This is a genomic window from Clostridium fungisolvens, from assembly GCF_014193895.1.
GTDB lineage: Bacteria > Bacillota > Clostridia > Clostridiales > Clostridiaceae > Clostridium_AR > Clostridium_AR fungisolvens.
On sequence record NZ_BLZR01000001.1, the window covers coordinates 1340513 to 1364888 of the forward strand.

Consider the following 24376-nt stretch of genomic DNA (forward strand, 5'->3'; position numbering starts at 1 on the left):
TTAATTTAGAGTTTATTTTGAAGTAGCGTGGTTTTAAAGGGTTCCATTACGAAAACTTAAGTTATACATGTTTGATAATTGCGGCTTCTGGGGATTATCAGGCATGTATAACTTAATAGTTGAAGTTGGAACCCTATAGCAAGTTTTTTGTACAATAAGAATGGTAGTAGTATAATATAGTAAATTGAATGATAAGTTTATCAGTAGTTAAAAATAAAATTATAATGAATTTATCGCCTGCCAGATTTTTTGCGTATTTTCGGAAAGGCAAAGGCGAAAAAAATGTATTGGCGATTTTTTTGGAAAGGATAAAAATGAAGGTAAGAACAGGTGAAAAGGCCTTAGCATCATTAGTTATTATGCTTATAGGTTTTATAATTACACTATTTTCAAGTAATAGCTCCATAATGATATTGTTGCAAAATGGATTTGAAGCAGGATTAGTTGGAGGCCTGGCAGATTGGTTTGCTGTATCAGCACTTTTCCGTCATCCTCTTAGAATACCAATTCCACATACAGCTCTTTTACCAAGAAATAGAGAAAGAATAACCACTTCTCTAGTTTCAATAGTTGAAAATGATTTGTTGAATAAAGAAAGTGTGATCAATAGAATCAGCAAAATCGGTTTTACAAAAAAAATATTAGAAATGTGTAGTGATTACGTATATTCAAGTCAAGTGAAATTAGCAATAGTGGATGTTGCTAATAGGATTAAGAATTCAATATCTATAACTGAAATGGCAATATATTTTAATACCACAATAAGTGAATACATAAATTCCATAGATACAAAAAATGTGTTAGAAGAGCTGATAAACCAAGTTATCAAGAATAATTATGATGATAAGATTTTAGATGTTTTAATTGATAATGTTGAAGAGGTAATTAAGAGAGATGATGTAAAGAAAGAAATTGCAACTACCTCTGTCAGTGCAGCAAAGAAAATCTCTAAAAAGGGTATGCTTCAATTTACGCTTAATACAGTTACTGGCATTATTGGTGAGGATAAAATCGGCGATAAAGTCCAAGAGTTTATACTGCTCATGTTAAAGGAGTTAAAATTAAAAGATAACCCAAGCAGAATAATGGTGATAAATTCTATCCGTGATAATATTATAAAGATTAGTGAAGATAATAGTGTTATTGAAAAGTTAAATGAATATAAAAATGATATAAGCAAAAACGATAAAATTAATGATTTTTCTTTAAAGATATTACAAAGCTTAGAAGCTAAAATATTAAATTTTATAAATGATGATGTAGTTGTGGAGGAAAAAATATTACCAGTCATAGATAAGTTAATTAAGGATATGTCAAAAGAAGATGAGCTTGTGGAGAAAATTGATCAATATATACGTTCACAAATATCTGGATATATTAATAAAAATCATGAAAAGATAGGCGTTTTAGTTAAAGAGAATATAGAAAAGCTTGACACTGAAACTCTTATAGATTTGATTGAAGACAAGGTAGGCGACGATCTACAATGGATAAGAATAAATGGAGCTGTTTGTGGATTTTTAATTGGGTTAGTATTAGGTGGTATTAAATTGATAGTTAGGTGAAGACTCTGTTAAAGCATCTCCTGTATAACCAATTAATTTCAACAATATTCTTAAACATAGAGTAATATATAAGTATAAAGAATTACAGGATACTACCGATAAAAAATACAATGAGATATGATAAATACTATACTTAAATATAGCCTAAAATTTAAAGTTGAGTTACAAATGAAAGGGGAGCTACAGTGAGTAATAATTTACCGATTATTGGAGTTGTATTGAAAGATGGGCATGTAGAAAGTTATGACTATATGACAGCTGTAAAAAACGATTTTCATCATACTTTTATAATGTCTTCGAAAGATAAAAATGAACTTGATTATGATAGTGCTCTGAGGTTCGTTAAGCTGGATGGTGAAGGGTTTTATACTTTAGAAGGTGAGCCGGCCCTTGATCCTCACACTGTTGGAAAGAAGCAGATTAGTATATTTGCAGCTCATTGTATAGAGAATGGTGTTGATCCAAAAACAAGAGTGAAAATAAAAGATCACAAGTTGGAAACTTATTATGAGGGTAAATTTATTGGTGCTTTAAAAGATTTTTTAAAGGAAATATAAGTTTAAGAAACTATCCAAGATAAATTAGAAATTATTTTGGATAGTTATTTTTTTATTCTTTAGGAATTTATAACTCAATTATATCTGCGGATAAATATGAGTAACGACTTAAAAAATAATGTAATTTAAAGAATCTAATATATTTTACATAGAGTTAACTTAAACAGCAATATTATTAATAATACTGTGCTATATTTTAACTAAATTCATACGGTTTTCCATATAGGATTAGTTAATAAACATAAGAGGAGATTAAAATATGATAAATGGATTAGTTGATATTTCAAATTATAGTGAGGTGGCTGAATTGAAAAGTATACTTGATAGTAAAAATATTTCTACAGTTTATCAACCTATCGTTTCACTTTTAGATGCTACAATTATAGGCTATGAAGCTTTGAGTAGGGGGCCTATAAGCTCGCCACTACAAAATCCAGATAAACTATTTAAGTCTGCTCAAACTTACAACAAAACCTGGGAATTAGAGCAACTATGTAGGATAAAGGCTATAGAAAGAGCGACAAATCTTGATAAAGATAAATATCTGTTTATAAACGTAGACCCTCATATTTTTAAGGATGAAAAGTTTAAAAGAGGCTTTACAAAGGAATTTTTAGCAGAGCATAATATGTCGCCTGATTGTATAGTTTTTGAAATAACCGAGAAGACCTGTATTGAAGATTATAAGGGATTTAGGCAAGCACTTGATAATTATGTGGATCAAGGATATAAAATTGCAATTGATGATACGGGTTCAGGCTACTCAGGACTTAAGATGCTAAATGAAACCAAGCCTCATTATATTAAAATAGATATGGATTTAATAAGAGATATAAATAAAGACTCTTTTAAGCAATCTTTATTAGAATGTTTTGTAAAACTTTCAGAGTCTACTAATATGAAACTTATAGCCGAAGGAATAGAAACAGAAGAGGAATTAAAGACTCTAATAAGCTTAGGGGTATATGCAGGACAAGGATACTTTATTAGTAGGCCAGCAGGTACATTTTTAGATATACCTGGTTCAGTAAAAGAATTAATTATAAGATTCAATAAATTAAAAGAAAATATGTATAATAATTATACTTCTAATAATGTTGGTGAAATTGTAGTCAATGATAAAACCTTTAGTGCTACAACTCAATGTAAAGAAATCAAAGAGTATTTTGATTTTAACGATATTGCAGGAGCATGCATAGTAGAGAATGAAAAGCCTATTGGACTCATAATGAAACATACTTTGGACTCTGCTCTTGCTACTCAATTTGGCGTAGCAGTTTTTACAAAACGACCTATATCCCTAGTGATGGATGAAAACCCACTAATAATAGATTATCATACACCAGTTAATGAAGTTTCAAGAATGGCTATGTCTAGAAAGACAAAAAATATCTATGATTATATCATTGTAACGAATAATGATAAATATTGTGGGGTAGTCTCTATAAAAAACTTACTTAATTATAATACGATGCTGGAATGTAATTATGCTAGACAGCTTAATCCACTAACAGAGCTTCCTGGTAATATGGTTATACAAAACACTATAAACAATATCCTTAAAACAGAGCGTACATATTGTATCCTTTATTTTGATTTAGACAATTTTAAAGTTTACAATGATACATACGGATTTGAAAATGGAGATAGAATTATCAAATATACTGCGCAGCTAATAAACACTGAAATAAAATCGCTTTTTCCTTATAACGGATTCGTGGGACATATAGGAGGAGATGATTTTGTTAGTATATTGGAGAATCCAATTGAAGAATGCAGGAATCTATGCAGCAAGGTAATAGAGAAGTTTAACCAAGGTATCTTAAATTTTTTTAATGAAAATGATAGAAATAATAAATTTATTGAAGCTGTAGATAGAAGGGGTAACAAAGAAAAACTTCCGATAACCTCTCTTTCCATAGCAGGTGTATATGGTAAATTCGTTAGTTATTCTAATCCTGAGGATGTTGCGCTATGTGTTGCTGCGATAAAGAAGGAAGCTAAAAAAATTCATGGTAGCTGCTATCTAATAGATGATGTTAAGTGATAATATTGAAACAGCGATTTTTTCATAAATAAAAAAACACACTTAGGTAAAGTGTGTTTTTTTGGTGCCGATGGAGGGATTCGAACCCTCATGGTTTCCCGCTCGATTTTGAGTCGAGTGCGTCTGCCGTTCCGCCACATCGGCAAGCAACATGATTATATTATCATAAAAAAAAGTATAATGCAATACTTTTTTTTGTACTATGAATAAAAATTGGAAGCTATAAATCATTTAATTCTAATAGCTCGCTCATATAGCATCTCCCGCATAACCAATTAATTTAAAGAATATTTAAAAATATATTTAAGATTAATTTGGTATATTATTCAAATAAAAACCTTAGATTTACTATTTTAAAACTTAATGGATATGGTTATTGATAAAAGTAGGATAGTGATATATTTATAAATCAAAGATAAGATGGTTGTAAATACTTAGTTTGCTTAGGGGAAAGAGACTAATAATCGAAATTTGTGGAAAAAATTTTAGAAATATATTGTTACTGAGGAGGAGTTTTGCTAGAATATATGTGGGTAGCAAAATTTATCCCAGTGGGATTGATTTTAACCCGCTGGTGAAATGCCTTGGTCTTTTTTATTAATGCCCAGTTTTAAAAGGCCATTACATGAGGCTTAAATTTTGAGGTAGCTTATTAATTATTTTTTATATGTGGACGAGCTATGGAGTTAGGTATTACTAAGAGTTAATTTGATTTCTAAGTCAATATGAAGTTAGATTAATTTTAAAATGGTGTCTTAATATCCGTACGTTTATCTAGATACAGGCTACAACAAGCGTTTGAAAATCTTTATTAATATTAAGGAGGAGAAAACAAAATGATGTATTCAAAAGAAGTTGAAGAAATGTGTGTAGTTGCAAAAGGCCCTAATCATGGAGCAGCTCCAATTCCTGTAGAAGGAAGATGGGTACAAGCAAAAGAAGTTACTGATATATCAGCATTAACTCACGGAGTAGGCTGGTGTGCACCTCAACAAGGAGCTTGTAAATTAACTTTAAATGTTAAGGATGGTATAATCCAAGAAGCTTTAGTTGAAACAATAGGATGTTCAGGTATGACTCACTCAGCTGCTATGGCATCTGAAATATTACCTGGAAAGACTATATTAGAAGCATTAAACACAGATTTAGTTTGTGATGCTATAAATACAGCTATGAGAGAATTATTCCTTCAAATAGTTTACGGAAGATCACAAAGTGCTTTCTCAGAAGGCGGACTTCCAATAGGTGCAGGTCTTGAAGACCTAGGAAAAGGACTTAGAAGCCAAGTTGGTACTATGTACGGAACATTAGCTAAGGGTCCAAGATACCTTGAAATGGCTGAAGGTTATGTTACTAATGTAGCTTTAGATGAAGCTGGAGAAATAATCGGATACAAGTTTGTTAACCTAGGAAAAATGATGGAAGCTATAGCTAAGGGTAAAGATGCTCAAGAAGCTTTAGAAGGTGCAACAGGACAATACGGAAGATTCGATGACGCTGCTAAAGTAATTGACCCAAGACATGCATAATTAAGTGGATGAAGGAGGATAAAGAAATGGCATTATTTGAAAGTTATGAAAGAAGAATAGGACAAATAACACCTGTATTAGAAAAGTACGGTATAAAATCATTGGAAGAAGCTAGACAACTTTGTGTTGATTTAGGATTCGATCCATATACTATAGTAAGAGAAACTCAACCAATAGCATTTGAAAACGCTGGATGGGCATATGTATTAGGTGCTGCTATAGCTGTTAAATCAAACTGCACAAAAGCTGCTGATGCTTCAAAAGCAATCGGTGAAGGTTTACAAGCATTCTGTATCCCAGGATCAGTTGCTGATGACAGAAAAGTTGGTCTAGGACATGGTAACCTAGGATCAATGCTTTTAAGCGAAGAAACTAAATGTTTTGCTTTCCTTGCAGGACATGAATCATTTGCTGCTGCAGAAGGTGCTATAAAGATAGCTGAAAAAGCTAACAAAGTAAGAAAAGAGCCATTAAGAGTTATACTTAACGGTCTTGGAAAAGATGCAGCTCAAATAATATCAAGAATCAATGGATTCACATATGTTCAAACTAAGTTTGACTACTACACTGGAGAATTAGCAATAGTTAAAGAAGTTGCTTATTCAAAGGGACCAAGAGCTAAGGTTAGATGCTACGGTGCAGATGACGTTAGAGAAGGTGTTGCAATAATGCACAAAGAAGGCGTTGACGTATCAATAACTGGTAACTCAACTAACCCTACAAGATTCCAACATCCAGTTGCTGGAACATACAAGAAAGAAATGATTGATCTAGGAAAGAAATACTTCTCAGTTGCATCAGGTGGTGGTACTGGAAGAACTCTTCACCCAGACAACATGGCAGCAGGTCCAGCTTCATACGGTATGACAGATACTATGGGAAGAATGCACTCAGATGCACAATTCGCAGGATCATCATCAGTTCCAGCTCACGTTGAAATGATGGGTCTTATCGGAATGGGTAATAACCCAATGGTTGGAGCAACAGTTGCAGTAGCAGTTGCTATTGAAGAAGCTTTAACAAAGTAATCAATTTAAATTAGTATATAAGGTCTCACGGCTTACGTAAGGGGTTTGTCGTGGGGCTTTTTTTACTATCCGATACCTAATAGAGAACAACCAAAGGTCAAATTCATCTTATCTATCATTGATCAAGAGCTTCATATTGGTATATTATTTGCGTTGGTAAATATTTAAATGTTATCTGTTAGATTCAAAACAAACCGCACTTTTTTATTAAGTACGGTTTTCTTATAATGCATAACTAAATTTAACTAGTCAATTTTCGCTTGTTGATAATACTTAATATATTTGGGTTATTTGTCAGAACTCTTGGTACTTTAATTTGATTTTTTGATATCCCTTTATTAAATAGAACTTCCTTTATTGAATTAAAAGTGTTAGAAGATACAAGAACTACTTTTATCATACCTAACTTATGAGAGGCTCTAGCTCTATCATAGGCTAAGTTTGCTTTTCTGAGTTGTGAGTCTAAGGTTTGTTCTATCACTTTGATATTATGTTCAGATAAATTGTTTTTAAATTCAAAATAAAAGATATATCTTCCAGGAGTAATTGAATTGTCAGGGAAGGTTGTATAGTCAACTACATTCAACTGTAGTTCTTTTACTGTAGCATTTATAGCACTGGTTAAATGCTCTTCATTGGTCTTTTCAGCTACCATGTTGAGAACTTGATTTTTTCTATACAAAAATTCTATCTCAGGACAGTTGTTATAAAAGCCTACTACCTTAATTACATCACCAATTCTATATCTATAAAGCCCTTGGTAATTAGTGACTATCACTTCATACTTTTTACCTATTAGTATCTCATCGATACAAAGTGTGTTGGTATCATTTTCTTTGTATTCTTTAATGGGGATAAACTCGTAAAATACAGTATCAGGGATAATTACATATCTAACTTTACCTACATACGGATTAATACCAATCATAGCTTCTGTAGCAGCATAGGCCGGAGTGTAAATTGGAAGTGAATCGGTATAATGATTTACCTTGTCATCATATATGGAGAAGTTTGCGCCAGTTACTGTAATAATATAGATTAAGCTAGGCCATATCCTTCTAACTATTCCGTTAAAACCTTTATTAAACTCTAGTTCTAGCTTATCTGCTCTTACAGAGTTCGGCTTAATTAATTTATTTAAATATGTTCTAGTATTTTCATCTGTTTTAAGATTTGCACTTATACGTCCTTTTCTTATATCGCTCACTAGGGCTTGCCAGTTACTTTCTAAAACTCTAAATAGATCAAGCACATTGGATATAAAAACCCCGCTAATATACATAAGATTAACTTCGTATAATGCAAAAAGTAGGTGAAGATATAAGGCAGCTTCTTTATCTTTTATTTTCATTACCTCTATTGGTGAAGTATATAAGTAAGGCAATATTCGTTTTATACTATTCATACCACCGGAGGTTGCAGAACAGATTGGAATACCTGCTTCAGTATAAGTAGTCATAACAATGTCCGCTATCATTAATCCTTTACCATAACTCCAGCTGTTTTTGAAGTTATCATAACAAATTTTGTTTGTAAGTAGTGCCATGTACTTAGAAGCTGATTTTCTGCTGCTTTTAGTAGAAGGGATAAGTTTTTGCTTTCCTGTGGTTCCAGAGGTATGACCAAAGTATTCCACGTTTTCGCTAGTTAAAACATTTGATTCGCCTTTGGACATCCGGTTTATATAATTTTCGTAATAACTATATTCTGTTAGTGGAACTTGAGTTTTAAAATCTTCTATAGATTTAATTTCTTTAAATTTAAACTTTGTGCCTATTTCGCTTTTGTGATTTCTTCTTAAGATTTTAAAAAGTACTTTTTCATTTACAGCTTTACAAGTTTTAGTATCCTTATCAAACTTTCTTTTTACAACAGATCCTCCTTCTATAGTGATTTTATATAACGCGGTACTTATAATGCTCAAGATGACACGCTCCCGAAGTATTTTTCATAATTAGTATATGAAAAAGTATAGTTGTTGATATAAAGAAAGAGAAATATATTGCTTAGATTTTATAGTATCTAACAATGTATTTCTCTTTTCTAATTATTCTAGATGAAATACTTCATATTTAAATTTATATTTTAAAATTCTCCTCTAAACCCAGAGGAGTTTTGAAAATAGATCTAGGATTAAAATGTTTCATCTTTATTTATCTAAAAGCTCATCAATATGAACAGGAGTATATCCATCATTCTTAAGAGTTTTTACAATTCTTTGTAGTGGCGAGTCTGGATTGTAATTTATGTTTAGCTTATTATCATTTGTTTCAAAATTAATATAGTCTATTTCTGTAGAGGGGTGGTAATAAAAGCTTTTAAGTATATTAGGGTTGTCTTCATTAAAGTTATCTATAATGCGCTGCGTATCAATAGCAGTATCTGATATACGGCCTAATGGAGTTGGAACAAATAAATGACGATCCTCAGTTTTATATATGTTATCTTTTTTTGAATAATCATAATGTTCATATAGAAACTGAAAATATTCGCCAATTATTTTCTTTTGCTCAGTAGTGGCTCTATAATGAGGACTTTCATAATACGAAATAGGAATATTTAAAGCACTTGCTGTGTCTATTCCTTTTTCTATAACTGCTCGAGTCTCAGCTTCAGTGCTATTTACGTCCTTTGACATATCTTCGCCGGTTCCACTTGCAATGTTACCAGATTGGTGAGTATAGCCGTGTAGACCGATTTCTCCACCTTTATTAAGCATATAATCTAGTACATTCACAAAACCAGCATTTATTATATTGTCTTTTGTGAGCAAATCATTATCAAAGTTAGCTGAAGGAACTACGAATCTAGGCATCCATGAGACGTGAAACTTCATTCCATTGGAATAAAGTAAATTTGTCATGATTTTTATTTTTGTTTGATTTTTATCTACAATATTTGAATAGCCACAACCGAAATCTTCAAATCTCATTAGAGAGGTTTTGTAATTATACAGTATTGAAGATTTTTTAGGAGCTTCAACGTTATCTTGAATAAGATTAATTTTTTTATTTTCAAAATTGAATACAGCAATTAAATCAAAAAGCTCTTCTATATCTGATATTGAGATATAGAAGGTATTATTATAATTAATTAAGTTACCTCTAAGAGATCCTTTTTTAGAATTTTTTTCATAAGAGTCTTCAGTCAAAAAAATTTTATTACTTTTATTAGATATAAATAGTGAGCCTCTTGAGTTATCTACAGTATAATTCAATTTTTTTGAAACAACATTAAGTGGTATATAATATCTTTGGGATTTAAGTATCATAGGCACATCAGGTATGCTTGTCCCATCTAAGATGCTTAAACTTACACCATTAATTTCTGATATAGGTCTGTCAGAAAATTTGATTTTTGGAGTATAAGAACGCTTGAAATTGTTTTTTGTAAGTAAAATCGAATAATCAGTCTTGTTGGTATTAGTTCTAAAAAAATTAAAATAAGAAAGGATATTATATGAGATTAATAGGGTTAAGATTAACGATAAAAAAGAAAAAATCAGCGTTTTTGAATTCCATGGCATGTGTTTTTCGCTCCTTTATTATATGTATAAATCATTTATAAAGATGTACCACTTCAATCCGAAATCTATTTTTAAAACTCTCACGGGTTCTGGTGAGAGAATTTAAAAATACTAAGTTTCAAAATAATAAGTTTCAAAATGAAGTGGGACATCCATAAATATGTTAAGAGGATTGTACCATTATTTTGAATAGAATAACTTAAAGAAAAGTTAAATTTATGTTACAAATTTAATAGTAGTATAAATATAAGACACAAGTGTTATTTTAAGGTTTTATTTCAATGATTAAAAGTTTATGGTGAAGAAGTTTTGAAAAAGTAATCAATTTAAATCGGTATATAAGGTCTCACGGCTTACGTAATGGGGTTGCAGTGGGGCTTTTTTATGTTCTTTTTTGGAAGTTTTAGTATTTATAACTTTAGTATTTATAACTTTAGTACTTGTAAAATTAAACGATAATATAATTAGATATTTGTATAATTTTATAAGATAAAGCTAGAATGGAGGAAATGTAAACGCACATTTGACATAAAATCTATAATTTAGTGAAAATATTTAAACTATAGGTTCTATGGAAAAAATAATTATTTTTTAAAATAATCATAATTATGGAGGGTTAAAATGAAATTTAAAAAAGCAAGCATAAATAGCATTCGTAGTAAATTAATTGTTAGTTTAATATCAGTTTGTATAATTCCATTACTTATAACAAGCTTTTTTTCATACAATAAATCAAAATCAATCCTTAACAACAAATTAAATCTTACAAGTACTCAAACTCTTACTGAGATAAATAATGGACTAATGGATTATTTTCATGGGCTTTCTGACATAACTTCTATGACTGCAAAAAATCCGCCTATTACAAATATAGATAATGAGAATAATTTAGGACTAGTATCAGAAATATTAAAAAATGTTAAAGAGAGTGACAATGATATTCTTGACTCATATTATGGAACTGCTTCTGGAAAGTTTGTAATATATCCTAATGTAAAGATGCCAGATGGATATGACGCAACTACAAGACCTTGGTATAAGCAAGCGATAGAAGCTAAAGGAAAAGTTGTTGTAACTCCACCATACAAAGATGCAGCAACAGGGAGTATGGTTGTTGGTATTGCACAAACAGTAGAGAAGGATGGAAAAGTAGTAGGTGTACTTGGTATTGATTGTACATTATCTACACTTGCAGACAGAATAGCAACAAAGAAAATAGGAAATTCAGGATATGTATTTATTGCTGATACAGCAGGTAATATTTTAGCTCACCCAAACAGAAGTCTTATTAATACAGATGCAGCTGCAAAACAATCTTTCTGGGATAAAGCAAAATCTGAGGATAGTGGATTTGTAAATTATACATTCAATGGTGTGGATAAGTTTGGAGTATTTCAGACAAATAGACTAACTGGATGGAAATTGGTAGCTACGTTGGATCAAAGTGAACTAACTACTGACACAAAATCAATTCTGGTAAATACTTCAATAATAATAGGCATAATGTTTTTAATTACGGTAGCACTATCCCTAGTGTTAAGTAGAGGACTTTCAATGAATGTTAAAAAGTTAAAAGAAGTGTTTGCAAAGGCTTCACAAGGAGATTTATCCACTTTTGTAGAGGTTAAATCAAAAGATGAACTTGGAGAACTTGCAAGAGATTACAATGCTATGATAAAAAATATTGGTGTACTATTAGACAGTGCTAAGAAAACATCAAATAGAGTTTTAGATACAACTTCAAATCTCTCAAGTATGGCAGAGGAAACCACTGCTTCAATGTCACAAGTAGCCTTAGCTGTTTCTGAAATATCTCAAGGAGCTAATGACTTAGCAGAGAATTCACAAGAGACTGCAACTGGTGTTGGACAGCTGTCTGACAGATTGGACGATATTGCTGTAATAACTAATGACATGAATAATGTATCAAAAAATACTGAAGTTTTAAGTAAGCAAGGAATAGATACAGTAAATATACTTATCAACAAAAATAGTGAGACTATGCAAGCTTCAAAGAAGGTTTCTGAGATAGTAATTGATATGGATACGAGCGTGAAAGAGATTAGTACTATATCAGATGCTATAAATGCAATAACTGAGCAAACAAACTTACTTTCATTAAATGCTTCAATTGAAGCAGCAAGAGCAGGGGAAGCAGGAAAAGGATTTGCTGTGGTTGCAGATGAAATCAGGAAGCTTGCAGAACAATCTAAAGGTTCTACAGAACAAATTAAATCAATAATTGAAAACATAAAAGAAAAAGCTACAACAGCAGTACAAGCTATGGATGACACCAAGAAGATTAGTTCAGAGCAGAATGAGGCTGTAGCAAAAACAGAGCAAATATTTACTGATATATTACTTGCAATAAAAACTCTAACAGATAAGGTTCAAAATGTTAAGAAGTCAGTAGAGAATATGCAAGTACAAAAGCAAGTATTAGTTACTCAAGTAGAAAATACTTCGGCTGTCTCAGAGGAAACAGCGTCTTCAACAGAAGAGGTAACTGCTTCAACAGAAGAAGTTACTGCTACAATGGAAAAGTTTACTCAGCATACAACTGAGTTACAAGATTTAGCTGAAAGGCTAAAAGATGAAATAGATAAGTTTAAAATGTAATATGTAGGTTATAGTAAAAGAGCTTAACACAATAAAGTTTAAGCTCTTTTTCATATTAACGTATAAAATTAGTAACTGCTCTTTGATCTTCTTTTTCAGGGATATTTATGCCAGCGTCCTTACCAGCTTGTATGCATTTTAGAAGCCAAGCCATGTTCTTACCTAAAGTTCTCATGGTTTGCATTCCTTCTAAATCTTGTTTTACTTCTTCAGGAGTGTTACCATGAACCATGTTCCAATATTGAGAAGATACAACAGGCATATTAGCAATTGTAAAGTATTTATTTAATTGCTCAAAAGCAGCAGTTGAACCTCCACGTCTGCAGCTAACCACTGCAGCTCCTGGTTTGTATTGGAATCCGTCACCAGCATAGAAGAATCTATCTAGGAAAGCTGTTATTTGCCCAGATGCAGCTGCATAATGGACTGGAGAACCAAATATAAAGCCATCGGCATCTTTAGCTTTTTCTAGGGCGATATTTACAGTATCATCATTAAATACACATTTTCCATCAGTATTATAGCATCCACCGCATGCCATACATCCACGAATAGGTTTATTTCCTACGTGAAAAATTTCTGTTTCAATGTTTGCTTTATTTAACTCTTTGGCAACTTCGCTTAATGCAGTAAAAGTACATCCTTGGGCTTTAGGGCTTCCATTAATAAGTAATACCTTCATTTTTACACCTCTTTAATATTATAAATGACTCGTAGATATCCACGTTAGATAATAACTACTATATATAAATAGATGGATGAAATTTTTAAATCTAAAGGCTTATCTACTTTATACTACTAATAATATACAATAACAAAAGTATAAAATAAATAACTTACTTTAAAGTAAAATACTAACTTAAAGTAGAGTTAGTGTTTTTAAAAAGTGTAGTACAACTAAAAGCATTCTTAAATGTTAGTATCTTAAGGTAGCATTTTTACTGACTTCCGTGCATAAGTTAGTTTTGAGTATTAATGGTTTGGAGGAATTGTTTGATGGGAGTTAAAGATTTATTTAAGAATATTTTTAGATCAAAAGAGCGAAGTAATAATACAAGAAGCAGTTATAATAATGATAATAAGTTTAGGAGTGGTGAAATTGTTTATAGTCCTCTAGAAGGGGAGGTAAGGAAGCTAAGTGAAGTAAATGATCCTACATTCGGACAGGAACTTATGGGCAAAGGTATGGCTATAGAGCCAACAAGAGGAAGAGTTGTAGCACCGGTTGATGGTGAAATAGTGGCTATTTTCAATACTAAGCATGCACTGGCTTTAAAAAGTAAAGATGGAGTTGAAGTTTTGATACATGTTGGTATTGATACAGTAAATCTTGAAGGGAGATACTTTAAAGCTCACGTAGATCAAGGCTTTGATGTAAAAGCAGGAGAGTTATTAGTTGAATTTGATATAGAAAAAATTAGGAATGAAGGCTATGATGTGATAACGTCTGTAGTAATCACGAATACAGATGATTATAAAGAAATTAGAGGAACAGAGGCTGAAAAAGTAAAGGAGACAGAGCCATTTATTCAGGTTATAAGATAAGAATAGTTATAGATGAACCACTTCGTAATAAAGTTTATATTTTTAAATTCTCTCACCAGAACCCGTGAGAGTTTTAAAATAGATTTCTAATCGAAGTGTTTCATCTTTAAAGCTATATACTAAAATATTATTTCATATAGTTTAAACCATTTTAAATCAGGAATATTAAGTCCAAGATCAACAGTACCGACGTATTTGAAATCGCTTTTTTCATATAACGCTATTGCAGGAGCATTTTTTATAGAAACATCAAGGCGGATAGTCTTAAATCCATTCTTTATACAAAATTCTTTAGAAAAATCTATTAGCTTTTGTCCTATTCCATTTTTCATATATTTTGGATTAACCACAAAAGTATGTATTACAACAACTTCCTCATCTTTTGCGTCAATTCCCCAATTAACTCCTCTATATGCATCTTCTTGCAAGTGATTAAGTATAATAGAACCTGCTATTTTATTATCTATTTTTAATACAAATAAATTATTCTTTCTAATTCCATTTACTGCTGTTTCTCTAACAGGATATATGCCCTTCTTCCAACCGGGATAATTGGTTGTGGTTTCCAAATAATCATTAAGATTATCGTACAATTCTTCTAATTCATTGATATCTTTTATTGTTGCTTTCGATATCAAGTAACCATTAGAACGTATACTATTAAATATGTTATTGTCATTACTATTAAAATTCATTAAGTTCACTCCTTCGACAATATTTCCTAGGAAATTATGTACATATTATACCATATATGATAAATTGAGGATGTGTTAAACGTTTCAGCGATTGCTATTTTTTCTTTTTGATCAGTGAGTGATTATAACTAAATAAAAGTACAAAAGAACAAATTAGGTATACTCCAGCGAATATTGTTTCTAGGTTTGTACTTATCTTATTAGTCAAAGGTGTTTGAAATAGTATCGCAGGTACTATAAAAGCAACCACTAGATAGTTGTACGGTTTTTTTATGGAAATATAGTTTTTTAGAACTAAAAGTGCTATTAGTAAAAATGCTGAAGCTGTGATTATTTGCTTAATGTTCATATTTAATAACCTCGAAATGTTATTGTATTTGCTTATTTATTCATACAATTATACATAATTTATATATTGGTTTCAAATGTTTTCATAATTCATAATAAATTAAGGAACAAAAGTATTAAAATTGAGATAATATATAACAAGATATTGTGTATTGAGGAGAATAGAACTTATGATTAAAGCTGATTCTAAGGTTATTAACATTAATAAAAAATTTAATGATATTTGTAAAATAAGCTTTAGAGAAAGTGACATAATTCTAGATTGTAGAGCGAAGTCATCTAACATATTTATAAAGGTATTATCAGAAAAAGAAATAGGTGTATTTGGAGATTATTATGTATATATTTTTTATGTGCAGAATTTAGATATAAATAAAAAAATATATAAGATTAAAAAAATAGAGAGAACTTTTTCTGAGGTGATTGAAGGTAAATTTAATGGAACTATTGATTCAGAATCATTAAGCTGTACATTATATTTTCAGTGTGAGGCTCTAAAAAACATGAGAGAAGAAAATGGGTCAATTTATGAAATAACTATTTCAGGAAAACTTGATATCTCATATTCATTAAGTAAAGAAAATGAAGTATATAAAAAAAGAACAAATGAAAGTGTATTTTCAACATTAAAATCAACGAAATCTGAAGTTTGGCATCGTAAATTAGATAAGAAATTTTCTGTGCTTGAGATAATGGAAATGGATGAAAAGACTTTAAAAGAAAGATTTAATAGAAATAATATATGAATGCTATTCCAGAACTTATGAGACTTTTATTTTAAATTTATATATCTAATAATTATAAAAGTGCAATTGGATGAAATCCAACTGCACTTTCTATTATTAACGTATTTTATTAAAAATTTAGTATGGTTTACATTCTTTTTTGTGTTCTTCTATAGTTACAGGTACATGCTCCATTCTTGTAACCTTAAGATCTATTCTAACAATAAGCTTTTCAAGAAGTCTGTTATAGGTTACTGCCCAATCAGGAGCTCCTACTGCTACTGGATTAGGGTCTAATAACTCTTCCTTTGAACCTTCTACAAATGCCTTTAATATTTCAACATTATCTGTTTCTTTTATAGGTTCTTTTGCTTCAACTTCTACAAAAGTAGCAAATGGGAATCTTGTTGTAAACTGATATACTGGACCATTAACAGTTTCGCAAGTAAAATCTTCAATAGTTTTATAAAGAACATTTTTATCTATAAAACCATCTATGATTACCTTTGCCCACCATTTTCCATCACATTTTTGTTCTTGGTGCATTATTCTTGGTACTAATTCGGTATTTGTTATAACTACTTCTGTATCAACTTTTACTATACGGAAAACTGGAGGACTTGGTGGAGATATAATGCTTTCTTTAACAACTAATTCTTGAGTATCACCAAAGCCAACGATTACTGGGACCTGAAGAATTTTTTTGTACTCCATTGGATAGTAAGATTCTTTCTTTTCACATTGCTGATAAGGTGCTTTGCCGTAGGTTGGCATTTGTTTATATGCTAAAAATCTATTGTTCATAGTTTAATACTCCTTTAATATATTATTAATTAACGACATGTAAAGAAAATATAAATTTTTTATTGGTATGTCGTTAATCTTTTTCATTTGTTTTATAATATATTATATTGTCGTTATGATGAAAATGTTACTTGTTTTTTTGATTAACAATGAGTAGCTCAGATAAATTTACAGTACATAGTTTTATTAATGTTGTGAGTTTTAGAAATAGATATTTGAGTAGGAAATACTTCTAAATTTGAAAGGTGAGAAGATAGTATGGAGTTTATTGTTAATTTGTTAATTAGATCTTTGGTTGAAACTTTATATCTAACAGGGATGATAATATTTTTTGGATTGATTTTGGGTTTGCTTAGAAATAATTCCATTAAGAATATTTATAAGAGCTTAGGATTTAATGCTGTCATGGTTACTGGATTTATAGGAGTACCTATACATGAGCTGAGTCATGCCATTTTAGCTCTAATATTTGGACATAATATAAGGGATATAAAGTTATTTCAAAAGCCAGACAATAATGGTGTAATGGGGTATGTCGATCATAGTTATAATCCTAATAGTATATATCAGCAAGTTGGTAACTTCTTTATAGGAGTTGCACCAATATTTGGTGGAGTTATAACTATAATTACGGTTATGTATTTTGCAATACCAAATACGTATAATAAATTTATAGATATATTATTTAACTCACTTCATATAACTAGGATTGGAAAGATTACTATAGAAGGATTACTAACATCATATGGTCATTTAGTGAAGAGTATTTTTTCAGGAGAAAATTTTAGAAACCCATATTTTTATATATTCCTATTTGTTGCTATATGCATATCTTCACATATATCTTTAAGTATTGCGGATATTAAAGGGGCATCAAGAGGTTTAATTGTTCTTTTTCTTTTCCTGGTGATATTAAATGCTTTTGGCTTATCTATAGAATTTATGGATAAGGCTATACTAAAATATAATATCTTAATAACAGGGATGCTTATTGTAGCATTAATACTTTCCGCAATAACCTATATTATAAGTTTAGGTTTACTTGTAGTAAAAAAATTATAGTGCAGATTTGAAGCAAGGAATGATTTAAATCTATGCTGTTGAAGGGATGAATACAATAAAAATATTTACATATTCAATAATAAAAATTATATGTTTTGGTGTGAGATGCACATTATGGAGAAACTTAAGGGTTGCTCCATAATGTGTTTTTTGCTTTTTCATTAGCTATAATTTTAACTCAGTGCTTAAATATAGCTTAATTTTTAGTTTTAGTAGAAACAACAAAAAGTCTTGTAATAATAATTAAGTATATGAGGAGTTGTATCAGTACATATCAACAGGGTAAGAATATAAATGTTTAGTCACTGGAAGAGTATCCCAAATCTTAATAAAAGCTTAAGATTTAATGAATAAAACTTAATATTACACAAAAGACAAAAAATGTATGGTAGTATATGGCGGTAGGTATTTTTTGAATGGAGGTAAAACATGAAGATATTTTTAAAGTATGTTGTAAAAAGCATGATAGAAAAGAAAGCAAGGTTTTTACTATTACTCTTAGCAATAATTTTAAGTACTGCGCTTTTTGTAGGGAGCATGGGAGCAGTGGAATCTGCAATTGAAAGTTTTGTAAAGCCTCAGCTTGAACAACTAGAAAATAAAGACTTATATATATCTTCTAAAACTGGAGAAAGCACTTTTTCTCTAGAGAATATAAATGAAAAAGGTGTTAAGAATTTAGTGCCAGAACTGAACGTAACTGTGGTGTATGATAGCGATGATTTACAAGCACTTAATCTTAGTGGAAGAGAAGAAAAGTATATTGATAAAAGTATATTGCTTACGAATAAGGAACTTAATGATTTTGATGGAGAAAAGTGCATAATCTCAAAAAGAATTAGTGATAAATTTAAACTTAATGTTGGAGATAATCTAAAGATAATTTTAAATGGTGAAAAGATTTCCTTGAAAGTATATGCAATAGCAACTAATGAAGGTGCTTTCTACGTGGATAGTAAGGATTCGTTCCAAATTATTGTTCCATATAAATTCATATCTAAAAAGCTTGATGTAGAAGGGAAATATAATTCCATAATAGCCAATAAATCAAAAGATTCAATAAAAGATTCTGTGAAAGAGTTTAATGATTCTAATACAAAGTTTTCTGCAAAAGAACTTTTTGATGAAGAGCAAGTAAAATCTCAGTTGTCTCAAATTACTAGTATGTTTTATATGATGCTGGCAATAGTGGTTTTCATGAGTGCCATTATAATATATAGTTCATTTAAGCTCACAGTAACTGAAAGAATGCCTATAATAGGTACATTCTTAAGCCAAGGTGCTACGAGAGGAACCATAAGAAGAATTCTTTATCTTGAAAGTTTGGTATATGGTATTCTTGGCGGAATTATAGGAAACGCTGCAGGTGTAGGTATCTTATATATTATAAATTATTTTATTTCTCCACTTAGAGAGTATGGAATAATTGATAAGCCTAATATTAATGTTAAATATTTAGCGTTTGGTATGATATTTTCAGTACTGTTGTCAGTACTATCAGCTGCATTACCGGTAATTAAAACGAGAAAATTAGAAGTTAAGAATGTTATTTTGAATAATCCAAGTACTGTAAATGACATTGGGTATGGTAAGTTTATATTTGGGCTTGTGATTCTTATTGTAGTTATAATATTAAATTCAATTAATAGCAAATTTGTTGTAAATATTAGTCCTATTTTAATGATTACAGCAGTTGCAGCGGCAATGCTTGTATTTCCGAAGCTTATAGATTTTCTATCTAGGGTCATATATATAGTACTAAGAAAAATTAATGGTTCTATGGCACTTTCTTTTAATAACATGAGAACTTCAAAGGTTCTGCTTGGAAATGTTAATCTTATGATATTAGCTATTGTATCTATAATTACTATAAACTCATTAAGTGTAAATGTTAAAGTCTTAGTGAGTGGAATATATGAAAAATTGAATTATAGTATAGAAATAAATGGTTCAGGTACTGGGGTTGCCGGTAATTTAGATAAAATAAAAGAAGTAGCACTTAAAACTGATGGGGTTAATAAGGAATCAATCCAATTTATGTACTATGCTAATGGAAATATAAATGACAATGTGTTTTCAGTAATGGCTGTTGAACCTGACAAATATACTGATTACGATCATTATATAAATTGGGAAGAAAAGAATAACAAATATATTTATGATAAATTTAAATCTGGAGCTAGCGATGAAGTAATACTAACAAGAAAAGTTTCGGAAAAAACTAAATTATCTGTAGGGGATTCCTTTGATATGAAGCTTAGAAACACAACTAAAGCTTATAAAGTTGTAGGAATTGTTGATGGAAAAATGCTGAATAACGGTGTATTCATATTAATGAACTACAAAGGACTTCCAAAGGAATATTATGATTCAGCCTCATACTCAGTTTATTTTAATACTTCAAAGAACTCCAAAGATATAAAGGAAAGTATAAATAGAGAAGTCAAGGGCCTAGGTGGGCAAGTAAGGACTTTCGAAGAAACTAGAGATAGAAATATAGAACAAAATGATCAGGTTATGACTATATTAAGTATATTCTCCTATATGGCAGTTGTTATAGGTTGCTTTGGAATACTTAACAACATAGGAATTAGTTTTATTCAAAGAAAGAAGGATATGGCGGTTTTAAGCTCTGTTGGTATGACTAAGGGTCAAAGAGGTGTGATGATCTTAGTGGAATCAATACTTTCGGTTATATGGGCGGTGGTAATAGTAACTCCGCTTGCGTATCTTACTTCATCACTAATGTCAAAGATAACTGATAAAATAGGACTACCACTAGATATTAAGTTTAATATTTCTTATATACCTATAGTACTTAGCGTTTCTTTAATTTTAGTGTTTTTAGCAACATTACCAGTGCTGTTTAAAAGCAGAAAACTGTCTATTATAGATGAATTAAAATATGAGTAAAATATTATTAGGAGGAATTATATGAGATCGATTGAGGTTTTTGATTTAAATAAAAGTTTTAAAGTTGGAAAAGATGAGATTGAAGTACTGAAGGATATTAACTTCTCCGTAGAAAAAGGTGAGTTTTTATCTATAATGGGACCATCAGGATGTGGAAAATCCACTTTATTATACTTACTTGGTGGATTAGATAAGCCTACCAGTGGAGTGGTAAACATAAATGGAAGAGACTTAAGCTCATTAAGTGAAAAGCAAAAGAGCATTATGAAAAGAAGAGAGGTAGGTTTTGTGTTCCAGTTTTATAATCTTGTTCCTAACCTAACTGTAGAAGACAATATATTATTGCCTATAATACTTGATGGAAAACCGTTAAAGAAGTATGAGGAAAAACTTAAAAGAATTCTAGATACAATAGAGATGAGCCATAAAAGAAAGGTTACCCCAAGAGAACTCTCAGGCGGGCAGCAGCAAAGAGTAGCTATAGCTAGAGCTTTGGTGTTTGAACCAGATATAATTTTAGCAGATGAACCTATTGGTAACTTAGATTCGAAGACTGGAACAGACATAATGAAGCTGTTCCAAAATATTAATAAAAACCTAAGTAAAACTATAATACAAGTCACTCATTCAGAAGAGGCAGCCTACTATGGAACCTCAATACTAAGGCTAAAAGATGGAGAGATTCAGGCAAAGGAAGGAGTTGCTTCTTAGAATGATAACTTATTGGTATTTGTAAACAAAACTTAAAAGTGTAGTTGAATTCATACCTTTCTCTACGTAATGGGTATCACTAAAATAAGAACTACAAAAATAATTACTATGTATGAACAAATAGATAACTTGAAAATACAATAAAATGTAAGTACTTTTATTGAGGTAGATTGAATGTTTTTTGGATTACTTAATATGATGAATAACATAAATGAAAATAAGGTTGAGCTAAAGATGTTAGATCTAGATGATAAATATGTAGTAGTTGGCAAAATTTTAGGGGTTCAGAGGAATAATATAAACTTAAACTATGAAAATGATTATTTAACTATAACGGTAAGAGTTAATAAAGTTAATAGCAGAAGGGGATACGGCAGCTTTTATATGGTTCAAACTGTAAATGATATTCGAAAGAATTTTTATGTGCCAAATGTGGATTCCAAAAGTATAACTGGTAAGTTTGAAAATGGAAATCTGATCATTAGTTTACCTAAAAATATCCTCAGTATTAAAAATAAAGTTATAGTTGAGGTGGAAGAATACCATGAGCAAGAAAAACTTGAATAACTTTTAAGCTTCAGCACAATTCATTTTTCGAAATTAGTGGAAATAGGTCTATTTATCTTATTATCTTATATATTCGTAATATGCAACTGGAGTAGCAAGAGAAGAGCGACCGAAAGACAAGTTAGAAAAGAACAAAATATTAGACCTAAAATAGAGTATTGCTATTATTGTGGAATTGAGTTAGAGGATAATAATACTACTTGTAGTCGCTGTAAAAACAAGTTGGATTTGTAAATTGAATCCAATTTGTTTTTTTATGAGAACTGTAAGATTGAAGTGCGATAAAAATTTTTCATATGGTCTGCTGTTTGTTATAATTAAAGAGTTACTTATAATATCAAGTAAACCTTGAATTAGATTTACTTAGGAGCATTCAAGGAGGAGACAGTATGCTTAAATTAATACCTTTCTTAAAAAACTATAAGAAAAATGTATTCTTAGGACAATTTTTTAAACTTTTAGAAGCTATATTTGAATTGATGATTCCAACGATAATGGCATTGGTAATCGATAATGGTGTGAAGAATAGAGATGTAAACTATATTCTTAAGATGGGAGCACTTATGTTTTTAATAGCTACATTGGGAGTAATGTTTGCTTTTACTTGTCAGTATTTCGCTTCCATTGCATCTCAAGGCTTTGGAACTGTAGTAAGAAATGCCATCTTTAAACATATAGGGACATTCTCACATTCGGAGATTGATAGTTTTGGAACAGCCTCATTAATAAATAGGACAACCAATGATGTAAACCAATTACAGGTAGCAGTAGCTATGTGGATTCGTTTGGTTGTTAGGGCACCCTTTCTATGCATTGGAGGCATAGTGATGGCTATGCTATTAGATTTAAAATTATCAATAGTAATACTTATCATACTTCCTGTATTTGTATTAGTTTTATTTTTGGTAATGAGGAAATCTATTCCACTATATAAAAAGGTACAAGGAAAACTTGATAGACTGGCAGTGATACTGAGAGAGAATCTTTCAGGTGTTAGAGTTGTTAGAGCCTTTGATAAGGTTGAGTATGAAAAAGACAGATTTAAAACTTCTAATAGAGATTTGTCTGATACTGCTGTGAGAGTAGGTAGTATTGCAGCCTTAATGAATCCAGCAACTTCGATAATAATGAATTTTGCTATTATAGCTATAATATGGTTTGGAGGATTTCGTGTAAATATAGGTGGAATGACCCAAGGGCAGGTTATTGCTTATATAAATTATGTTATACAGATATTTTCTGCCTTAGTAGTAGTGGCTAATCTAGTAGTTACCTTCACAAAAGCGGCAGCTTCAGCTGCACGTGTTAATGAAATCTTTGATACTAAAGGTTCGATAATAGATCCAGAAATTTCTTTAGGTTCAAAAGAAATGGACGAAAGCAATCTAAGCAGTGATGCAATAGAATTTGAAAATGTGTCATTTACCTATAAAGGATCAAAGGAATATGCACTAAAAGATATCTCCTTTAAGTTAAGTAGAGGGCAAACATTTGGGATAATAGGGGCTACTGGATCAGGAAAAAGTACACTTATAAACCTTATACCTAGATTTTATGATGCGGATGATGGTTGTATAAAAGTAAATGGTATTAAAGTGGAAAATTATAACCAAGTAAAGCTTAGAGAGAAAATAGGTGTAGTTCCACAGAAGGCTGTAGTATTTTCAGGAAGCATAAAGGAAAATCTAAAATGGGGTCTTGAGACTGCCTCTGATGAGGAAATAAAAAAAGCAGCAAAGATAGCACAAGCTGCAGAATTCATCGAAAAACTTGAGTTTAAGTATGATACTAAAATTTCTCAAGGTGGAACTAATCTTTCTGGAGGGCAGAAGCAAAGGCTTACAATTGCAAGAGCTTTAGTAAAGAAACCGCAGATTCTTATTTTAGATGATAGTTCAAGTGCATTGGATTATGCAACTGATGCTCAACTTAGAAAAGAACTTAAAGATAATACCGAAAGCATGACTTTAGTTATGGTTTCTCAAAGAGTCAATGCAGTAAAAGATGCTGATTTAATTTTGGTTTTAGATGATGGTGAACAAGTTGGATTGGGCACACATAAAGAACTTATAGAAACCTGTGAAGTTTATAAAGAAATTTGCCTCTCTCAGGTTGAGAAGTAGGAGGTCATGTCA

Annotated in this window: 19 protein-coding genes and 1 tRNA gene; 13 read left to right on the forward strand and 7 right to left on the reverse strand. The window is 30.6% G+C overall.

Going from position 1 to position 24376, the window contains the following annotated elements:
• Positions 1-314 precede the first annotated feature (314 nt).
• The 3 genes from bsdtw1_RS05370 (at position 315) to bsdtw1_RS05380 (ending at position 4169) form a co-directional block, all read left to right on the forward strand.
• Positions 315-1565, forward strand: coding sequence for a DUF445 domain-containing protein (locus bsdtw1_RS05370; RefSeq protein WP_183276579.1), 1251 nt, complete (start codon positions 315-317; stop codon positions 1563-1565).
• A 185-nt stretch (positions 1566-1750) separates the two neighbouring features.
• Entirely contained in the window at positions 1751-2122 is a 372-nt protein-coding gene (locus tag bsdtw1_RS05375; protein WP_183276580.1) for a hypothetical protein, read from the forward strand.
• Between the two features lie 259 nt (positions 2123-2381).
• Positions 2382-4169 (forward strand): GGDEF domain-containing protein, encoded by a 1788-nt coding sequence (locus tag bsdtw1_RS05380; RefSeq protein ID WP_183276581.1) that lies wholly within the window; start codon positions 2382-2384, stop codon positions 4167-4169.
• A 62-nt stretch (positions 4170-4231) separates the two neighbouring features.
• Here bsdtw1_RS05380 and bsdtw1_RS05385 read toward each other — a convergent pair.
• A tRNA-Leu gene (locus bsdtw1_RS05385) sits at positions 4232-4313 on the reverse strand.
• Between the two features lie 692 nt (positions 4314-5005).
• Between bsdtw1_RS05385 and bsdtw1_RS05390 the strand changes: the two genes are divergently transcribed.
• Both bsdtw1_RS05390 and bsdtw1_RS05395 read left to right on the forward strand, forming a co-directional pair.
• On the forward strand, positions 5006-5698 hold the full coding sequence (locus bsdtw1_RS05390) for an iron-sulfur cluster assembly scaffold protein (RefSeq protein ID WP_183276582.1): 693 nt from the start codon (positions 5006-5008) through the stop codon (positions 5696-5698).
• Positions 5699-5724: 26 nt separating this feature from the next.
• Positions 5725-6726 (forward strand): GGGtGRT protein, encoded by a 1002-nt coding sequence (locus bsdtw1_RS05395; protein ID WP_183276583.1) that lies wholly within the window; start codon positions 5725-5727, stop codon positions 6724-6726.
• 241 nt (positions 6727-6967) lie between these two features.
• Here the strand turns inward: bsdtw1_RS05395 and bsdtw1_RS05400 are convergent, their stop codons facing one another.
• Both bsdtw1_RS05400 and bsdtw1_RS05405 read right to left on the reverse strand, forming a co-directional pair.
• The gene (locus bsdtw1_RS05400; protein WP_183276584.1) at positions 6968-8650 is read right to left on the reverse strand and encodes a GH3 auxin-responsive promoter family protein; all 1683 of its coding nucleotides are present in this window, start codon (positions 8648-8650) and stop codon (positions 6968-6970) included.
• Positions 8651-8875: 225 nt separating this feature from the next.
• Positions 8876-10252, reverse strand: coding sequence for a DUF2334 domain-containing protein (locus bsdtw1_RS05405; protein WP_183276585.1), 1377 nt, complete (start codon positions 10250-10252; stop codon positions 8876-8878).
• Between the two features lie 621 nt (positions 10253-10873).
• Here bsdtw1_RS05405 and bsdtw1_RS05410 point away from each other — a divergent pair.
• Positions 10874-12871, forward strand: a complete 1998-nt coding sequence (locus bsdtw1_RS05410) for a methyl-accepting chemotaxis protein (RefSeq protein WP_183276586.1) — start codon at positions 10874-10876, stop codon at positions 12869-12871.
• 55 nt (positions 12872-12926) lie between these two features.
• Here the strand turns inward: bsdtw1_RS05410 and bsdtw1_RS05415 are convergent, their stop codons facing one another.
• The gene (locus tag bsdtw1_RS05415) at positions 12927-13553 is read right to left on the reverse strand and encodes a flavodoxin family protein (RefSeq protein WP_183276587.1); all 627 of its coding nucleotides are present in this window, start codon (positions 13551-13553) and stop codon (positions 12927-12929) included.
• Between the two features lie 314 nt (positions 13554-13867).
• Between bsdtw1_RS05415 and bsdtw1_RS05420 the strand changes: the two genes are divergently transcribed.
• Positions 13868-14416: a PTS sugar transporter subunit IIA gene (locus bsdtw1_RS05420; protein ID WP_183276588.1), complete on the forward strand. Its 549-nt coding sequence runs from the start codon at positions 13868-13870 to the stop codon at positions 14414-14416.
• A gap of 119 nt (positions 14417-14535) precedes the next feature.
• Here bsdtw1_RS05420 and bsdtw1_RS05425 read toward each other — a convergent pair whose 3' ends face one another.
• A complete protein-coding gene (locus bsdtw1_RS05425) occupies positions 14536-15111 on the reverse strand; it encodes a GNAT family N-acetyltransferase (protein ID WP_183276589.1) in 576 nt (191 codons plus the stop codon).
• A gap of 94 nt (positions 15112-15205) precedes the next feature.
• Positions 15206-15460 (reverse strand): hypothetical protein, encoded by a 255-nt coding sequence (locus tag bsdtw1_RS05430; RefSeq protein ID WP_183276590.1) that lies wholly within the window; start codon positions 15458-15460, stop codon positions 15206-15208.
• 169 nt (positions 15461-15629) lie between these two features.
• On the opposite strand from bsdtw1_RS05430, the gene bsdtw1_RS05435 reads away from it, so the two are divergent.
• Entirely contained in the window at positions 15630-16205 is a 576-nt protein-coding gene (locus tag bsdtw1_RS05435) for a hypothetical protein (RefSeq protein WP_183276591.1), read from the forward strand.
• A gap of 117 nt (positions 16206-16322) precedes the next feature.
• Here the strand turns inward: bsdtw1_RS05435 and bsdtw1_RS05440 are convergent, their stop codons facing one another.
• The gene (locus bsdtw1_RS05440) at positions 16323-16988 is read right to left on the reverse strand and encodes a DUF3794 domain-containing protein (RefSeq protein WP_183276592.1); all 666 of its coding nucleotides are present in this window, start codon (positions 16986-16988) and stop codon (positions 16323-16325) included.
• 258 nt (positions 16989-17246) lie between these two features.
• Between bsdtw1_RS05440 and bsdtw1_RS05445 the strand changes: the two genes are divergently transcribed.
• The 5 genes from bsdtw1_RS05445 to bsdtw1_RS05465 all read left to right on the forward strand — a co-directional run bounded on the left by bsdtw1_RS05445 (position 17247) and on the right by bsdtw1_RS05465 (position 24364).
• A complete protein-coding gene (locus bsdtw1_RS05445) occupies positions 17247-18050 on the forward strand; it encodes a hypothetical protein (RefSeq protein WP_183276593.1) in 804 nt (267 codons plus the stop codon).
• A 429-nt stretch (positions 18051-18479) separates the two neighbouring features.
• Entirely contained in the window at positions 18480-20963 is a 2484-nt protein-coding gene (locus bsdtw1_RS05450; RefSeq protein WP_183276594.1) for an ABC transporter permease, read from the forward strand.
• A 21-nt stretch (positions 20964-20984) separates the two neighbouring features.
• Positions 20985-21674, forward strand: a complete 690-nt coding sequence (locus tag bsdtw1_RS05455; RefSeq protein ID WP_183276595.1) for an ABC transporter ATP-binding protein — start codon at positions 20985-20987, stop codon at positions 21672-21674.
• 174 nt (positions 21675-21848) lie between these two features.
• Positions 21849-22241 carry an Hsp20 family protein gene (locus bsdtw1_RS05460; RefSeq protein ID WP_183276596.1) on the forward strand — a complete coding sequence of 131 codons (393 nt, stop codon included), beginning with the start codon at positions 21849-21851 and terminating at the stop codon, positions 22239-22241.
• A gap of 389 nt (positions 22242-22630) precedes the next feature.
• Positions 22631-24364: an ABC transporter ATP-binding protein gene (locus tag bsdtw1_RS05465; RefSeq protein WP_183276597.1), complete on the forward strand. Its 1734-nt coding sequence runs from the start codon at positions 22631-22633 to the stop codon at positions 24362-24364.
• Positions 24365-24376 lie beyond the last annotated feature (12 nt).

Coding starts and splice junctions, on each gene's coding strand:
- bsdtw1_RS05370 (WP_183276579.1), top strand. CDS start 315: ATGAAGGTAAGAACAGGTGAAAAGGCCTTAGCATCATTAGTTATTATG.
- bsdtw1_RS05380 (WP_183276581.1), top strand. CDS start 2,382: ATGATAAATGGATTAGTTGATATTTCAAATTATAGTGAGGTGGCTGAA.
- bsdtw1_RS05390 (WP_183276582.1), top strand. CDS start 5,006: ATGATGTATTCAAAAGAAGTTGAAGAAATGTGTGTAGTTGCAAAAGGC.
- bsdtw1_RS05395 (WP_183276583.1), top strand. CDS start 5,725: ATGGCATTATTTGAAAGTTATGAAAGAAGAATAGGACAAATAACACCT.
- bsdtw1_RS05405 (WP_183276585.1), bottom strand. CDS start 10,252: ATGCCATGGAATTCAAAAACGCTGATTTTTTCTTTTTTATCGTTAATC.
- bsdtw1_RS05410 (WP_183276586.1), top strand. CDS start 10,874: ATGAAATTTAAAAAAGCAAGCATAAATAGCATTCGTAGTAAATTAATT.
- bsdtw1_RS05415 (WP_183276587.1), bottom strand. CDS start 13,553: ATGAAGGTATTACTTATTAATGGAAGCCCTAAAGCCCAAGGATGTACT.
- bsdtw1_RS05420 (WP_183276588.1), top strand. CDS start 13,868: ATGGGAGTTAAAGATTTATTTAAGAATATTTTTAGATCAAAAGAGCGA.
- bsdtw1_RS05425 (WP_183276589.1), bottom strand. CDS start 15,111: ATGAATTTTAATAGTAATGACAATAACATATTTAATAGTATACGTTCT.
- bsdtw1_RS05430 (WP_183276590.1), bottom strand. CDS start 15,460: ATGAACATTAAGCAAATAATCACAGCTTCAGCATTTTTACTAATAGCA.
- bsdtw1_RS05435 (WP_183276591.1), top strand. CDS start 15,630: ATGATTAAAGCTGATTCTAAGGTTATTAACATTAATAAAAAATTTAAT.
- bsdtw1_RS05440 (WP_183276592.1), bottom strand. CDS start 16,988: ATGAACAATAGATTTTTAGCATATAAACAAATGCCAACCTACGGCAAA.
- bsdtw1_RS05445 (WP_183276593.1), top strand. CDS start 17,247: ATGGAGTTTATTGTTAATTTGTTAATTAGATCTTTGGTTGAAACTTTA.
- bsdtw1_RS05450 (WP_183276594.1), top strand. CDS start 18,480: ATGAAGATATTTTTAAAGTATGTTGTAAAAAGCATGATAGAAAAGAAA.
- bsdtw1_RS05455 (WP_183276595.1), top strand. CDS start 20,985: ATGAGATCGATTGAGGTTTTTGATTTAAATAAAAGTTTTAAAGTTGGA.
- bsdtw1_RS05460 (WP_183276596.1), top strand. CDS start 21,849: ATGTTTTTTGGATTACTTAATATGATGAATAACATAAATGAAAATAAG.
- bsdtw1_RS05465 (WP_183276597.1), top strand. CDS start 22,631: ATGCTTAAATTAATACCTTTCTTAAAAAACTATAAGAAAAATGTATTC.